Annotated in this window: 16 protein-coding genes; 5 read left to right on the top strand and 11 right to left on the bottom strand. The window is 32.3% G+C overall.

The features are described from left to right. Positions 1–71: 71 nt before the first annotated feature. The 6 genes from OEM44_06415 to OEM44_06390 all read right to left on the bottom strand — a co-directional run bounded on the left by OEM44_06415 (position 72) and on the right by OEM44_06390 (position 7,050). Positions 72–875 (bottom strand): hypothetical protein, encoded by an 804-nt coding sequence (locus OEM44_06415; GenBank protein ID MDH3516431.1) that lies wholly within the window; start codon positions 873–875, stop codon positions 72–74. A 179-nt stretch (positions 876–1,054) separates the two neighbouring features. Further along, positions 1,055–3,157 carry an Ig-like domain-containing protein gene (locus OEM44_06410; GenBank protein ID MDH3516430.1) on the bottom strand — a complete coding sequence of 701 codons (2,103 nt, stop codon included), beginning with the start codon at positions 3,155–3,157 and terminating at the stop codon, positions 1,055–1,057. Positions 3,158–3,235: 78 nt separating this feature from the next. Next, entirely contained in the window at positions 3,236–3,631 is a 396-nt protein-coding gene (locus OEM44_06405; protein ID MDH3516429.1) for a hypothetical protein, read from the bottom strand. Between the two features lie 53 nt (positions 3,632–3,684). Beyond that, positions 3,685–4,455: an N-formylglutamate amidohydrolase gene (locus OEM44_06400; GenBank protein ID MDH3516428.1), complete on the bottom strand. Its 771-nt coding sequence runs from the start codon at positions 4,453–4,455 to the stop codon at positions 3,685–3,687. Further along, positions 4,452–6,083 (bottom strand): gamma-glutamyltransferase, encoded by a 1,632-nt coding sequence (gene ggt, locus OEM44_06395; GenBank protein MDH3516427.1) that lies wholly within the window; start codon positions 6,081–6,083, stop codon positions 4,452–4,454. Before ggt ends, OEM44_06400 begins: the two co-directional genes overlap by 4 nt. A 559-nt stretch (positions 6,084–6,642) precedes the next feature. Further along, positions 6,643–7,050 carry a hypothetical protein gene (locus tag OEM44_06390; GenBank protein MDH3516426.1) on the bottom strand — a complete coding sequence of 136 codons (408 nt, stop codon included), beginning with the start codon at positions 7,048–7,050 and terminating at the stop codon, positions 6,643–6,645. A gap of 110 nt (positions 7,051–7,160) precedes the next feature. Here OEM44_06390 and OEM44_06385 point away from each other — a divergent pair, with 110 nt between their 5' ends. Then, positions 7,161–8,024, top strand: a complete 864-nt coding sequence (locus OEM44_06385; GenBank protein ID MDH3516425.1) for a prohibitin family protein — start codon at positions 7,161–7,163, stop codon at positions 8,022–8,024. Positions 8,025–8,038: 14 nt separating this feature from the next. Here OEM44_06385 and OEM44_06380 read toward each other — a convergent pair whose 3' ends face one another. Both OEM44_06380 and OEM44_06375 read right to left on the bottom strand, forming a co-directional pair. Further along, positions 8,039–8,338, bottom strand: coding sequence for a hypothetical protein (locus tag OEM44_06380; GenBank protein ID MDH3516424.1), 300 nt, complete (start codon positions 8,336–8,338; stop codon positions 8,039–8,041). Between the two features lie 194 nt (positions 8,339–8,532). After that, complete coding sequence (locus tag OEM44_06375) at positions 8,533–9,405, bottom strand: methyltransferase domain-containing protein (protein ID MDH3516423.1); 873 nt, start codon at positions 9,403–9,405, stop codon at positions 8,533–8,535. A gap of 95 nt (positions 9,406–9,500) precedes the next feature. Here OEM44_06375 and OEM44_06370 point away from each other — a divergent pair, with 95 nt between their 5' ends. Both OEM44_06370 and OEM44_06365 read left to right on the top strand, forming a co-directional pair. Further along, positions 9,501–10,697: a hypothetical protein gene (locus tag OEM44_06370; GenBank protein MDH3516422.1), complete on the top strand. Its 1,197-nt coding sequence runs from the start codon at positions 9,501–9,503 to the stop codon at positions 10,695–10,697. A 3-nt stretch (positions 10,698–10,700) separates the two neighbouring features. Further along, positions 10,701–11,519, top strand: a complete 819-nt coding sequence (locus OEM44_06365) for a transglutaminase-like domain-containing protein (GenBank protein MDH3516421.1) — start codon at positions 10,701–10,703, stop codon at positions 11,517–11,519. On the opposite strand, the gene OEM44_06360 is transcribed toward OEM44_06365, so the two are convergent. The 3 genes from OEM44_06360 to OEM44_06350 form a co-directional block, all read right to left on the bottom strand. Then, positions 11,516–11,686, bottom strand: coding sequence for a hypothetical protein (locus OEM44_06360; GenBank protein MDH3516420.1), 171 nt, complete (start codon positions 11,684–11,686; stop codon positions 11,516–11,518). The genes OEM44_06365 and OEM44_06360 overlap by 4 nt on opposite strands. Positions 11,687–11,915: 229 nt before the next feature. Beyond that, on the bottom strand, positions 11,916–12,554 hold the full coding sequence (locus OEM44_06355; protein ID MDH3516419.1) for a Snf7 family protein: 639 nt from the start codon (positions 12,552–12,554) through the stop codon (positions 11,916–11,918). 91 nt (positions 12,555–12,645) lie between these two features. Continuing rightward, positions 12,646–13,299, bottom strand: coding sequence for a hypothetical protein (locus OEM44_06350; protein ID MDH3516418.1), 654 nt, complete (start codon positions 13,297–13,299; stop codon positions 12,646–12,648). A gap of 203 nt (positions 13,300–13,502) precedes the next feature. On the opposite strand from OEM44_06350, the gene OEM44_06345 reads away from it, so the two are divergent. Together OEM44_06345 and OEM44_06340 are read left to right on the top strand one after the other, a co-directional pair. Beyond that, positions 13,503–13,835 carry a transposase gene (locus OEM44_06345; GenBank protein ID MDH3516417.1) on the top strand — a complete coding sequence of 111 codons (333 nt, stop codon included), beginning with the start codon at positions 13,503–13,505 and terminating at the stop codon, positions 13,833–13,835. After that, the gene (locus OEM44_06340; protein MDH3516416.1) at positions 13,832–14,287 is read left to right on the top strand and encodes an IS5 family transposase; all 456 of its coding nucleotides are present in this window, start codon (positions 13,832–13,834) and stop codon (positions 14,285–14,287) included. The genes OEM44_06345 and OEM44_06340 overlap by 4 nt, the downstream gene beginning before the upstream one ends. Positions 14,288–14,899: the final 612 nt, after the last annotated feature.

Raw genomic sequence — 14,899 nt, 5'->3', positions numbered from 1 at the left:
TTCAATTAAAAGATGCGTTCAAAAAGAGACATTTCAAAAATCATAATTTCAAAAATAAAAAGAGATTTGGATTATTTGAGTTCTTTAATTTGATCTACTAAATTATTCATCTCAAACACCATTTTCTTTTGTGCAATCATATCTTTGGACTCTACAAATGCTTTTTGAAGTTCTGAAAGAGTATCCTGAAGACCGTTGATCTTTGTGATTGGTTTTTCGAAATTTTTGATCTGGACAGGTATTGATTGTTCTGAACTTGTTTGTATCTTTGAAATTTTTTCTGTACATCCATAGCAGGGAGCTTCAAAATCATTTTCATATCTTGGAAGCTTTCCATTAATGTCAAAATTTGACTGAATCTCTTCTTGTGCAAGATTATGTTTTGTGTTGAGATCTCTAATCACATTTATCATCTCAATTTTAGACATTTTTGCATAGTTAACATATTGTTTCATGGCATCAGCATAAGTTCCACCCTGTTCCAGAATAGAATTTCTTGCTTCTTTTGCTATTGTCAATTTAGCATCAAGATAGTCAAATTGGTCCCAAAAAATCCCAGGATTTGTTGAATTGAGGCTAGAAACGTATCTAGCATATGCATTTTTAGGAGTAGATTCTTCATATTTCTTTTCCATTCGTTTGAGTTCTTCATTCAATGATGTTTTTGCAAGTGTACGCTGTTCATCGATAAGTTTTTGATGTTCAGTTCTTTTTTGTTCATTTTCTTTGGTTTGTTCAAATTGTTTTCTAGCAATTTCAATTTTCTTTAAAATTTCTAGTGATATAGGATTGTTCTTAATATCGTCTCCTTGAATTTTTTCAAAATCAGTTTCTGCAAATGCATTAGTTGTTAGAACAGACGTCAAGAGAAACACAGTAGTCAATGATACATGTAGTAGGTATTTTGTCATTAAACAGAGAATGAGAAAATTCTTTAAGAAGAATACGAATAATTTCTCAGTCTCAATTATACTACTAGTTTTAATATTAGGTAAAGAAGTAATTTACAAAAGTTTGTAGATTACAGTATTGGGATGTAAAATCTAATTGAATGCTATTGTATTGCGGATGCAAATGCTTCTGGGGGAGCATTGACTGGATCTACAGTAATAACTACAGTGTCAAATGCCTCTCTACCATTATCATCATAAACTCGTAACTCAAAGGTTAGTACTTTGATTTCACCATTAGCTACAGTTGGACTGGTAAACGATGGAGTAACACTAGTTGTAGATGATAACATTACAGTTTCACCAGAGATCTGTGTCCACTGATATGAAATTCTTTGATTCTCAGGATCACTACTCTTGGTACCGTCTAGGTTTACCTTGACCTTTTCGTTTACCATTCTATCCATACCAGCATTAGCGATAATATCTAAACTTAGAGTATTTCTAACAGTGAGATTCATACTGTCTGCTGAGGCTAATTCGCCATCGCTAACGGTACAAGTCATTGTGAAAGTTTCATCAGATACAACACTTGGTGATTTAATTGAAACTTTAGCATTGCTATCAGATGGTACAATCACTAGTTTGGATGATTTTGATGTCCATTCATAACTAAGAATATTTGTATCAGGATCAGTTCCAGTACAAGTCAAATTAACAATTGTGTTTTCATCTACAGTCATGTCTGGACCTGCGTTAGCTTTAGGAGCACTATTTTCAGGAACAACAAATATGATAACTTGATCAGAACCGGTTTGTCCTACAGAGTCAGTTGCAGTAAGTTGTAAAGCTATACGTTTTGTAGTTGTTGGAGTTACTTCAGGAGCAGTAAATGAAAGGGTTGCCTTTGTTTTATCAAATGATAATGATTCTCCAGAAAGCTGCTTCCACTCAAGGCTAACAATATCACCATCAAGATCTACGGCAGATCCTGTAATTGTAACTTGGGTTCCACCAATAACTCTCTTGTCTGGACCTGCATTAACTCTTGGAGGGTAATTCACAGAACTAACATTAACAGACACGTCATCTGTGTCAGAGAGTCCATGAGAGTCAGTGACAGTTAATTCAAAAACTAATTCTTCAGATGCGGATTGGATAAAGGGAGATGTAAAGTATACAGAGTATGATGCACGCTCATAAAGATCTACAGTCTTTCCTGATTTTTGAGCCCACGAGTATTTTATTTTGTCACCATCAGGATCCATTCCTGTACCTTCAAGTTTTACAAGAACATTTTCAGCAACATTTCTATCATTACCTGCATTTGCAACAGGTGGGTTGTTAGATGGAAGTACTTTTACTAATGCCAGTGCGTTGGCCCAACCATTTCCAGCAGAATAGCCAGTTACTTGGAAGGACAAGAGTTTCTCAAAGTCACCTACTTCTGGAGCGGTAAATTCTACTTGTTGTCCATTAAATGAACTAAGAGTAACAGAGGGTCCAAGGAGTTGGATCCAAGAATATTGAATTGGTTTATTGTCTAATGTGCTACCAGTTGCACTTAGTGTGACTATATCTCCTTCAGTTACTGTTTGAATAGGACCGGCTGAGACTGAGATTCGCTTATTCTCAAGTCCACCAGGATAAGGATATACATTTACAGTGTCACTTGCAGTTCCACCAAAGCCGTCATTTACTGTGACTTCAAAAGTAAGAGGCTCAAATTGTGTATAATCTAGATAACTAGGAAGGAATGTAAGGTGTTTTTCAGTAGTAGTTGATAGTTCTACTGGTTGTCCAGATACTTGTTTCCATTTATATGTCAGTACATCGCCATCTGCATCCCAAGCACTTGGGAATATTGTCATTGCACTAATAGATGAAAAAGCAACTAAGTCTTGTCCAGCATCAATAGTTGGTGGATGATTTACAGGGTTTACAACGATTTCAACAAAAGCAGAACTAGATGCACCGTGTGGGTCAGTGACTAAAAGTTCAAAATCTAGAACTTTGATTTCACCATTTTTAACCTCAGGTGCCATAAAAGTAGGTTCAGCAACAGTATATGATGATAGTTTTACAGATTCGCCAGCAGTCTGAGTCCATTTGAATGTAAGATTTTCATCATCAGCATCAATTCCTTCTCCAAGTAATGTGACAATCTTGTTTTCAACTACGTTAACAGATTCAATTTCTGCAAACGAACTTGAGACACCACTGATTAACAATACAGAGAAAACTGATAAGAATAATAGACTATTCAACTATTTTCTAACTTAATGAGCATATTATAAACATTTGTACCTATAATTACAAATTTAGTAGATAAGAAAATAACAGGTTCATTTACCAATAAATTCGCCCCATTGACTTCCAAGTTTTTCGATCACTCTAAATGCCAAACGATCAATGTTAACATTTGACTCAGCCACAATCATAACAACTTTTTCATAGATCGGAAAACTCATTATCACAACATGCTCTCTTCTGGATGCAGAATATTTTACATGCCCTAATTCGGTATCAAATTTTTTTCTTTTTGCTACTCTGGATGCCAATTCCGTGCAAACAGAAGTAAATTGTTCAGGGGTTAGATTTACATTCATTCCGGATTTACTGCCTCCTGCCAAAACAGTTCCATCTTCATCTAATAGTCCTGCAAATCTAATTTCTACGTCATTAAGTATTTCCTGACATTTTTTCTCATATTCAGATACGTCAAATTTTTTTGGGTCCATTATATTATGAATTACTTTTTTTGTTAATAATGTCTTGATATTTTTTAGACATGTTAGAGTCTTAAAAAAAATTGATCAAGGCAATCTTCAAATTGTTTATTTAATTTATGAAGGTGTTTAGGATCAACAGAAAGCAAGTTCATATCAAACCAAGGCTCAGATAAATACAAATCTCTGTTCATTTCAATTTGAATCCAAGGAAATGGCTTATTTCCGTATGTTTTAGTGATATGTCCTCCATGAAATGGATTATTAAGTAAAATTTCATTTTTATCAATCTCAAAAGATTTAGAGATACAAGATGCAAGTAATTCAATCATCTCTTGGGAAGATGTTTGTCCATCATTATTTGACAGACAAAATTTTGGTCTTGGTTTTTTGTTTCCATCAGGAGAAATACTGGGTGCAATTGAAGCCATTGAATGACAGTCAAGACATAATTGTAGATCCAACTCTTCAATACTTTTTTGAATTGCATTATGATATGGAAGATAGTATAATTGAATTAATAAAGTTCTAAGAGAATCATCTGGTTCTCTACCTTTAGAATAGATAGGTTTGTCATAACAAGTAGCGCTTTTAATTAAACCGTCAGGATTCACAGGAGGAAGTTCTTGTAATGAACGATTAAGATCAACAAAGGCTCTAGCAATGTCAGTTTTAATTACACGTTGAACTTTATCTCCTAAATCATAAAGTTCCATAACAAATGGATCTGAATCATCAAACAAGTCTTTGTCTGAAATACACAGATGGCCATCAAGTTCCACAGGTTTTTTTATTCCACCATGAGGAATTGAGAGTAATACCGGAAGTGGACTCAATTCAATCCTTCCGCTGTTCCATCACGTCTTACTTCAGCTACACCGTGATAACCAGATTGAGTTTGCAATTTCATCACTGCATGAATTGCTCCATGATAAAATGAATATCTTTCTTTTACAGAAATTTTATATCCTATTTCTTTGAGAAAGTCAACTACTTCATTTCTGAATCCACCATCTTCGATACTAACAATGCCACCAATAGAACAATGGAATCTGGGTCTTTTGATTGCCTCACTCATTGGCAAGTCGCCATCAATTATTCTTGATAAGAATTGAGTGATTGTAGAAAATATCCTCTGACTACCAGGACTTCCAACCACCATCCAAAGTTTAGAATTATTAAAAATTAAAGCAGGTGAAACTGAAGTCCAAGGAATAGAATTCGGTCGTATATAGTATGGGTGATTAGGATTTGTGAATTCAAATGCAGACATGTAGTTATTGTAAAGAAAGCCTAGTCCATCTGCAGCAGTTTTTGAACCATATGCAAGCTCTATTGACTGAGTAATACCTACAGCATTTCCTTCATCATCAATTGTTGAAAGATGGGTGGTATCTTCACCTCCAAAGGCAGGATCAATCATAGGCAATGTAGTGTCCATAGAGTTATGAATGGAGTCAGCCATTTGTTTTGCAAATGATCTTTGAAGATGTAGTTTATCTTGAATTTGATCATATGTATGACGATTGAATGGTCTTTGCATTCTGTGCAAGAATGCCTTTCTAAATGTCTCTGCAACAAAATGAAATGAGCTAGGTTTTGCACTACGTAAAAACTTGGAAGGTAAATGATTTAACATCATCAGAGTAAGCAGTAAGGTTCTTCCAGCAGCTGGCGGAGGCAACGTTACCACAGTAACATGTCGATATTTTCTACTAATTGGTTTTCGAATAAGAGGCTCAGGAATATATGCTAAATCTTCTTCTTGAATCAACCCACGATTTTTTTTCATGTCTTGAGCAATTTTTTTGGCTATTTCTCCTTGATAGAAAACACGATATCCATAGTCAGAAATTGCAGTAAGTGTTTCAGATAGGTCCTCTTGAATGAATTTATCACCTACATCATATGGAACTAATCCATCTTTTAAGAAATATTTTGCACCAGATTTAGATTTTATGGATAGAAAGCTTTCAAGTTCTCTTTCTTGTAAACTGTGCTGAAGCTGAGTTATCTTGTATCCTTTTCTTGCAATACGTATTGATGGTGCAACTATATTTTGCCATTTTGTTCTACCATATCTTTCATGTAAGAATCCAATTAATGCCAAAGTACTAGGAATGGTAGTAGATCTATACCCAAGATGACGATTTTTCTTATTGGAATAAATTGACGAGTTGGCTAATGATGGTGAACGACTAGAACCATCAATTGCATATGATTTACCATCAACATGAATAATTGCCATAGATTGTCCTCCAAGTCCAGATGCTTGTGGTTCACATACTCCTAAGGCCAATGCAGTTGCACAAGCTGCATCTATAGCATTACCACCTTTTTTGAGTATTTCTACTCCTGCTTTAGTAGCATCAGGAAATGCAGATGCAACCATCCCTTTTTTTGCAACAGCGCATTTTTTATCCAAAGTTGGACGAAATGAACTTTCGATATTTTTAATATTCAATTTAGTTTACTCCTGAATAATTAGATGCAAGGTTGTTTATTACCAATATCAATAAAACTACATAACCAATCAAATGATCATTGAAAACATGCTCATCAGTAATGTAGGAATGAGAACCAACATGCATGATAGATGTTTTCACTATATTCTAAAATTGATTACACTATAAAACTGATCATAAATAAAAAATCTCAAACATACTAGGAATAATAGAGAAATATGAAAAAATAAAATAAGTTTCAAAAAATTATTTCTTTTTTGAAGCTTTTTTTGTTGTTGTTTTTTTAGTGGTTGGTTTTGCTGCTGCTTTTTTCTTTGCTGCCATAATTTTGATGATGTTTTACTTGAATTTCTATAGGTTAAATTAAAAAAAATACACAAAAGAAGTATATTATTTTAAACACATTTTTTCATAATTTTTTCAAAACATCATCAAAAATTATCATCATAAATTCATCAGAATAAAAAGAAGGGGGGAAAAGATTGTTTTAATGAGATGACAAGAGGATAAATTGGATTGAAGATGAAATGCTATTAAATTCTAGTATCATTTGTAAGATTATGAATAATATTCTTTGAATCCCTTATCAGTGGGATAAAGTTCAGTCTTTGAACCAAATAGTCCCTGTTTTTGTTCCACTTTTAGCATACCATTGTTTTCTAAATCTTGTAGTATTGCATCAAGTTCTTTATCATCCAATCCAGTATTTTTTTGAATATTCTCAAATGTTTTTGAACCTCTGTTTAGTGCACCCAAAACTAACATGTTTTTTGTTTGAGATTTCGATGATTCAATTTGAGGTTTTTGAGTAATTTCATTGGAATCTAGCTCAAATGGTTTTTTTTGGATTCTATTAGAGGTTTTAATTCCAATTCCTTTTTTAGCCAATAATCTAGGAATTATTCTTGATAATGGAATAGCTAAAAAAATGATCAGATATATCCATGAGAAATTTGGATCTGCCATTGATTTTTGTATGTCTGGATGTCATAAATTTGTTAAGAGATACAAATTATATTCCCCATGGTATTTTTCAATATGATTGATATAATAGTAGCTAATGCATACTAGTTGTAGTGTCTAAGTATCAATCTCCTAAAATTAATGTGAATATGAGTGCAGCAAAAGGAGTTGCAGTAGCAATTGTTGTTTTAATTTTAATAGGACTTGTAGCATCAGCTTCTGTAAAAATTGTTGAGTCAGGTCACAGAGGAGTACTCTTACACTGGAGTGCAGTTGATCTGACAAAACCACCACTAGACGAAGGAATTCATTTTGTGGTTCCATTCCAAGATGAAGTTGTAAATATCGAAGTTCGTACTCTAAAATATGCAAGTGATGCACGTAGTGCATCAAGAGACTTGCAAACAGTTGAAACAACTGTAACAGTAAACTATCATCCAGACAAAGAGGCAGTGCATAGATTATACAAGAATCTAGGTCTTGATTATGAGAATAGAGTGATTCAACCAGCCATTGAGGAAACAGTAAAACAAGTAACTGCAAATTATAATGCTGAGGAATTAATTACAAAAAGACCGCTAGTTAAACAAGACATTGAAGTAGCAATCCGCGAAAGATTAAATCAATTCGAAGTTATAACAGATGTAATTTCAATTACTGATTTTGAATTCTCACCACTATTTGCTCAAGCAATTGAATCCAAGGTAGAAGCAGAACAAAATGCACTCAGAGCAGAAAATGACTTGAGAAGAATAGAAGTTGAAGCAAGACAAACAGAGGCCAGTGCCATAGGTATAGCAAATGCAAACATTGCAGAAGCTAAAGGAGAAGCAGAAGCAATAGCCATAATTAACAAAGCATTAGCAGAGAATCCAAATTATTTGGATTGGTTAAAAACACAAGCTTGGGACGGTAAATTACCACTTGTAGTAGGAGAAGGCGGTACACCATTTATTCAGATTCCAGTCAAGCCATGAGTAAATTAGAAAACTTATTCTTGGTTTTGTGATTTATCTCTTATAGCATCATACATTACAAGGAATTGTTCAGGTTCATTTTGTCGATAATTTTTTTCCAAGTTGCGTATTTCTTTTTCAGATATCTGTTCCCCTTTAATATTATAATATTCTTTAATTATTTGAGAGGGTGTTTTTTTGATATTATATTTTTGAAGGGATTGAGTAACAGATCTTTTACACATCAAGTCAAAAACAAAGAATCGATAAACAAGATATCCAGATAATCCTATAATTGCAACAAAAAGTATAGGAATTATAACAACTGCTGCCATGATAATGTGTATATCATTTTGATATTTGACTGTTATCAACTGAAGTTTTTTCATAGCATTTCAAGTTTGAAAATATTACCTAGGTGAATTCATATATTCTGATAAAAGACAAAACAAGGTTACACAGGATAGATCAAAAATGTTTGTCCCCAGTAATGAGTCTCAAGTAATATGTAGAGATTTAATTTAAAAGATTATTTTTTGCCAATAACCAAATCTACTTTATAGTTTAGAGTACTACGCGTATTGAGTTTTAAATTCCAAGGAATAAAGGAAGGTTTACGGGTTTTTGGCATAAGTTTGAATCCTAAATTCTCCAAAGTAATCCGTAAAGTTGATTCATCAAGAGGGGTTTTTACAGAATTGACATCTCTGTCAAAATCATAGGGATCGGTGATTATAAAATATCCAGATGAAATTTGGCCAGATACTTGTTTAAGAAAAAGGATTGGTTCAATTAATTCTAAAACATTAAGTGCAAGTATTAAATCAAATTGTAATTTACCAAATACAGGAGATAATGAATCGGCTACAACATAATCAAGATTATCTTTATAAGTTTTTTTTGCGTGTGATATTGCACTGTATGATCTATCAATTCCAAATACCATTTGATTAGAATCAGCTAACCATGAGGTCATCATTCCAATTGAACATCCATATTCCAATACAAAATTTGAATAGATCATAGAATTAAGATTATTTTTCACATGTGAATAAAATTTTGAATCCTTACTATTCTGATATATTATTGACCAACGTTTTTCAAGAGATGTTCTATCATTATTGAATTTTTTAATTTTTGATAATGAAGATTTTACAAATTTTTTTAGTGTCTCAGAAATAACTGATTTGTATATAATACCACTTAAAACTTTACGATGAGATAGATATTCAGAGAAATCATTCCACAAAATGGGGATTTTTTCAATAATTGGAAATATTAAATTACATTTTTTGCATTTTAAAAATCCCTCTTCAATTTCCTTACCATATTTGAATACATCTAATTCTAATTTAGAACCACATCTAACACATCTAATAAATTCAATACTGGATTCTAACATTATCGTATAACAAATAAATTATTTCTAAGCTAATAATTTCTTTGATAAAAAAATCAAGATAATCTTAAATGTAGTATTTTTAGATCGTATACAAATTGGGTGAGTTTCAAGAATTTGCTGAGGCATTATTTGGTCAATTATCAATTGAAATTAATGAAGAAAAAGAGATTGCAGAGTTAGCAATCAAGGCTAAAGAAGACATTTCAGACAAAGTACAATTTAAAGAAATAGAAGATATTGCAAAAGAGATTTTACCTGAATTCAGAGAAAAAGTAGAAGATTTTCTAGGTCTAAAAGTTCCAGACAATATTTCATTAAAGTTTCCAGAATTAGAAGAACTAAAAAAATTGAAAGGAGATAAAGTTTTTGCAAATAAAGAATCAAAAGAATTCGTTATAGAGTTATTCAATGCAGTTGCAAAAGAGGATTTGAAAAAAATTACAGATTTGATGCAAAAAGATATGGTGAAATATTTAGTATACTCAACATATGCAATTCAATACATATCTAAAATCACAACCACATATGGGGATTATCTTGATTCAATAATTTACCTAAACAAATTCATTTTATCCAGATATCCACAAATAATTCTTCACAAACAAGGAGAACCATACGAATCTAGATTTGAAAATATCAATTCTGGATATCTTGGTGCAGTGAAGATGGCAGTATTAGAAGAATTAATTCATTCCACACAAGAAAACCTACAAGAAATTAACAAGAACGCTGCAATGAAAGTAAATAAAATCAACGAAGAGTTAGCAACTATAATTTTATCATTAGATAATGAAACAATCAACAAATTATCAGAGTATTGTCAATTACAAGCAGTACCAGATGATTTTCCATATGCAAAAAAAGCAAATTTATTTTTCTTTTTGAATCCAGATCATTTTTTGATAGAACAAATCGGACCAGATGTAATGACGTTTACACATGTTGAAATAGATCCAAAAATAGGCGAATTAATCCCAAAACTTTTGGAGATTTATAGAAAATGGCTGGTTCCAATTCAACAACATCATGCAGCATTTACAGTAATGGAAGGAATGGCAGCATTTGCAATAGAAAATATACTAAAAGATGATCAAGATTTTCAAAACTATCTTACTATGTTTATGGGTACGGATTTTTCATCATATCAAATACGAAAGAGTATGGGAAAGGATTTCACCAAAACAGTATATGAAAAATTAGGTAAGGATGTATTCAAAAAAATAATGATAAACCCTCCAAATACAAGAGAGATTAAGGAACCTGAATTATACCTCAAGAGACTGAGATCGTAACAATTGGAAGAAAAATTTGATCCGCTAGTTGCAGAATGGGTTTCATTTGTAAAAAATCCAAATTTCAATTTGGTTGAAAAATGTCTAAAATTTGCTCAGATTTTAGAATATCCAGATCTTAGTGTAGAAGATTATATAAAAAAGATCTGTAGAATTGGAAAGTCCTTAAAAGAATCAATTAGTGATGTGAAAAATCCAACATACTTGATTTCAATGCTAAATGAACATCTCTTTGAAAATTTAGGTTTTAGTGGAGATGATGATGATTACTATAATCCAAAAAATAATTTTCTAAATGAAGTAATTGATAAAAAAACAGGTCTTCCAATAACTATTTCGATTCTATATGTAGAAATCGCAAAATTTATCGGATTGGATCTCAAAATTGTTGGATTTCCAAGTCATATTCTAGTAAAATATAACGAAGAGATGATCTTAGATCCATTTTATGATGGGCGTCTACTTGATGTAGATGATTTACAAGATATTCTAGATGCTAATTTTGGAGGAGAAGTTAAATTCAAACCAGAGTTTCTAGATGAAGTAAAATATGAGCAGATACTAGTGAGATTAACTCGTAACTTGAAAAATTCCTACATACAATCATTCGTATATGATAAAGCATTACAATGTACTAACATGGTGTTAGCAATAGAACCTGAATCACCAGAAGATATCAGAGATAAAGGGATTCTAGAAGAAAGATTGTTAAATTCTGAAGTCGCATTAAAATATTTGAATAGATATTTAGAAATAAATCCAAACGCAGAAGATGTTGATTTTATTTTAGAATTAATTAGAAGTATAAAGGCAAAAAATTAATCAATAATGGAATCTACATCAGTTCCCTTTTTGATCATGGATATTTCATGACGGGCAATTTTATTTCTTAATGCTCGCTTGAGAATATCCACCTCACTTCTGAGTAATGCAATTTCATCTTCAAGTTTTGCAACTCTTTCATAAATGGTTTCAGCTTCTGAACTCATAATTATCTATCAAGATAAAATTTGTCTTAAAAAGTTATGGTTGAGCAAATTTATTCCCTTAAGAAAAAAAATACACCAAGGTTTCTGTACAAGTAACTCATTTTAGACAATTTTTGGCACATAATGATGAAAAATCACAAATGATTTAAATTATTAACTAAAGGGTTCAACGCTAAAAGGAAAATTTGAATATAATTATGGAGTATGTTTTTTTGTTCAAGTTGATTAATCAGAATTTAGTTGAATAGGATGACTGAGTAGCATTTAAAGGAACTGAAGGGAACTTGTTACCTATTTGAGTTTCTGCAACTGCTGCGGCCTCACTTAAAATAGCATCAGTTTCTTGTGAAGATCCAGAGTTTGCAAAGTAATAGTCATCACCTATAGAGCCAGGCATCATATCTCCAAGCATATTACCCATTGATTCTAGTTCCTGACTTGCCTGAGGTATGATTTTGTTCATTGCAGGACCAACTGCTTTCATCGTATTTACTGCTGGCTGCATTGATACAATAGCATCTCCCATAGTGCTTACAGTAGATAGTCTTAGTTGTGTTCTATCTACTGCAGTTCTCATATTTCCTATCATCTTGTTTGTCTTTCTGATTTGTGCCAACTCATTTGCCAGAATCTTGCTTGTGCGGATATCCTTGTTTTGTTGTGCCTGTATAATTCTCTGAAATAATTTATCATCCTTTTGATTTAGTTGATTTGAAGTATTGTCTAATTTTGATATTGGTTTGTTTAAGCCTCTTATTGCATTATCTATGCGTGGTTTTAGTGGTGCTTCTTGTTTGAACATGCCTGAAATTTTGTCTCCCAACCCATTGGATGGTGGTCTGTTCCATGATTGTCCAAAGTTAGCCATTATGATCAATATAAAAAAATTTGGACTTATCAGACCAAGTTAAATTTAATATACAAAATTGATCGTTTTGCCAAAAAACATCATCTTCCTATTAGTCATAGACTGCAGTTTTTGTATCTACTTGTATATCAGAAGGAACCTCCGGGAGTCGTTCATCGGTATCTTTTTCCAGTATAATATTTGCCTCTTTCAGTATAGAATCTACTTCAACACCAGACAATGTATTGATATTAAACTGATCTGTACTACTACCTTCGCCTAGTGTACTAGTCATCATTTCACCGAGCATGCCATTCATTGCATTTAGTTCAATGTCTGATTCAGGCATCATCTTCTCAAGAGATGGTTTTATTGAACTTACAACAGACATTGCAGGCTGCATTGCAATCATTGCCTCACCAAAGTCTTCTACAGTCGTCAGTCTTATCTTGATTTTCTCCAAAGCCAGTCTTGCATTTTCAATCATCTTTTCTTGTTTGCGCATTTCTGCAAGCTCAGTTGCAAGCATAGAAGCCTTTTCGATCTCGTTATTTTTTTGTGCATCTATTACTTTTTGAAATACTGTTTGATTTTGCTGATGTATTTTTTGATGCATTGAATCTAGCTTGAGTAATGGGATGTTTAGGCGTTTTATTGCCTCTGTAATTCTTGGTTTTAGTGGGGCTTCTTTGTGAACTATGTGGCGTAATTTATCGGTAGAACTTGAAGAAGAACGTTGCCAGTTCTTTTTAAAAAAATTCCCCATATTGTGCATCAATAATTATCCTTTAAGTTCCATAAGTAAAGCAAAATTGATTTAGTTGATCATTATGTTAGTTTTTGGGCATACAATAAAATATCCTAGTTTTGCTTTTCAATAGTAAGATCATCAACTCATCCTAAAACTAATCATTTAGTAAAATAATGACGATCATTTAGATCTATTTGTATTGACACAAAATTCATTTCATGCAATTTACAGAATTGACAGACAAGCAATGGAATATGATTTTAAAATATATTCCAAAACCAGCACATACTGGAAGGCCTAGATGTGATGATAGAAAGACTATCAATGGAATAATTTACGTTTTGATTGCAGGATGCAGATGGAGCGAGATACCAAAACAATATGGTTCAAAATCTACGGCACATCTCAGATTACAAGAATGGCAAGAGCAAGGAATCTGGAAAGATATTCTGTCTGCAGCAATCAAATCTGCACATAAATCTGGAAAGCTAAATCTACAAAAAATATCAGTTGATTCATCTACAATCCCTGCCAAAAAAAGGGAAACATAGTTGATTATGATGGATTCAAAAGAATTACAGGCACAAAGATACATGTTGCAGTTAATCAAAATGGATTGCCAATATCTATAATTATTGATTCTGCAAACAAGCATGATTCCACAAAACTAGTTGACGTGATGGAAAACATTTCTGATCATCTGGATAACAGTTCGATAGAGAAAATTAAATCAGTCTATGCAGACAAGGGTTATGATTCCAAAACCATTAGAGATTATTTGGAAGGCAGACACATTACACCATGCATTCCACATAGAAATTTTAAAACAAAAACAGTTCACCATGCAAATTACAACAAGACTCGTTACGTTGTAGAAAGATTCTTTACTTGGTTGAAGAATGGATTCCATAGAATTAGAATCAGATATGAAAGAATAGCCGAGAATTATCTTGCGTTTGTTAACATTGCGTCAATTATGATGTATTGGAGAGTTTTAGGATGAGTTGCATATATAGAGTTGTTTCCAACATTCAGATTTATCATTTAATAGTACATAGATTTACAAAGTTAACTTAGAACACTAATGAATAAATGATTCATAGAAGTTTTTGATTAAAACGATTGGGCTAAATTTTACTCAACGGATGAAAACTAGAACCGAACTAATATACTGAAAATTACTCTTTTTCAACAGGATGATATATGTATGTCATTTTTACTTAAAAGATACAGTAGAAATCATCACCATCATCTGCACCAAATTAAGTATTAAAATAGATACAGATATGTGTATATTTGAAACCGTTTTAGAAAATCTGACTCATGGGAACAAGAAGATGGTGATAATGCTGATCATTGTAGGAATAGGATAATTATTCAGATATTTATCTGTCCATATTTCCTTCATCTGAAATCAGTTTTGTAGATGAATAGTAATGTTATTTTTGAGATTCATAAGGTATTTGAATAACTTTGATAAGCTCATGGTTCCCAGTATTATTTTTGTTTGTAATGATTTTTTCTTTGGTGGTTAAAATGTCTTAAAATGTTATTACAGTCTTATCTTCATAGTAAATAACATACCAAAACTATCTACCTAATTCGGTAAGAAATG

This window comes from Nitrosopumilus sp. (genome assembly GCA_029862745.1).
Classification (GTDB): domain Archaea; phylum Thermoproteota; class Nitrososphaeria; order Nitrososphaerales; family Nitrosopumilaceae; genus Nitrosopumilus.
This window is presented reverse-complemented; position numbering and strand designations above follow the sequence as displayed.

Coding starts and splice junctions, on each gene's coding strand:
- OEM44_06355 (MDH3516419.1), bottom strand. CDS start 12,554: ATGGCTAACTTTGGACAATCATGGAACAGACCACCATCCAATGGGTTG.
- OEM44_06350 (MDH3516418.1), bottom strand. CDS start 13,299: ATGGGGAATTTTTTTAAAAAGAACTGGCAACGTTCTTCTTCAAGTTCT.
- OEM44_06380 (MDH3516424.1), bottom strand. CDS start 8,338: ATGGCAGCAGTTGTTATAATTCCTATACTTTTTGTTGCAATTATAGGA.
- OEM44_06345 (MDH3516417.1), top strand. CDS start 13,503: ATGCAATTTACAGAATTGACAGACAAGCAATGGAATATGATTTTAAAA.
- OEM44_06390 (MDH3516426.1), bottom strand. CDS start 7,050: ATGGCAGATCCAAATTTCTCATGGATATATCTGATCATTTTTTTAGCT.
- OEM44_06360 (MDH3516420.1), bottom strand. CDS start 11,686: ATGAGTTCAGAAGCTGAAACCATTTATGAAAGAGTTGCAAAACTTGAA.
- OEM44_06375 (MDH3516423.1), bottom strand. CDS start 9,405: ATGTTAGAATCCAGTATTGAATTTATTAGATGTGTTAGATGTGGTTCT.
- OEM44_06405 (MDH3516429.1), bottom strand. CDS start 3,631: ATGGACCCAAAAAAATTTGACGTATCTGAATATGAGAAAAAATGTCAG.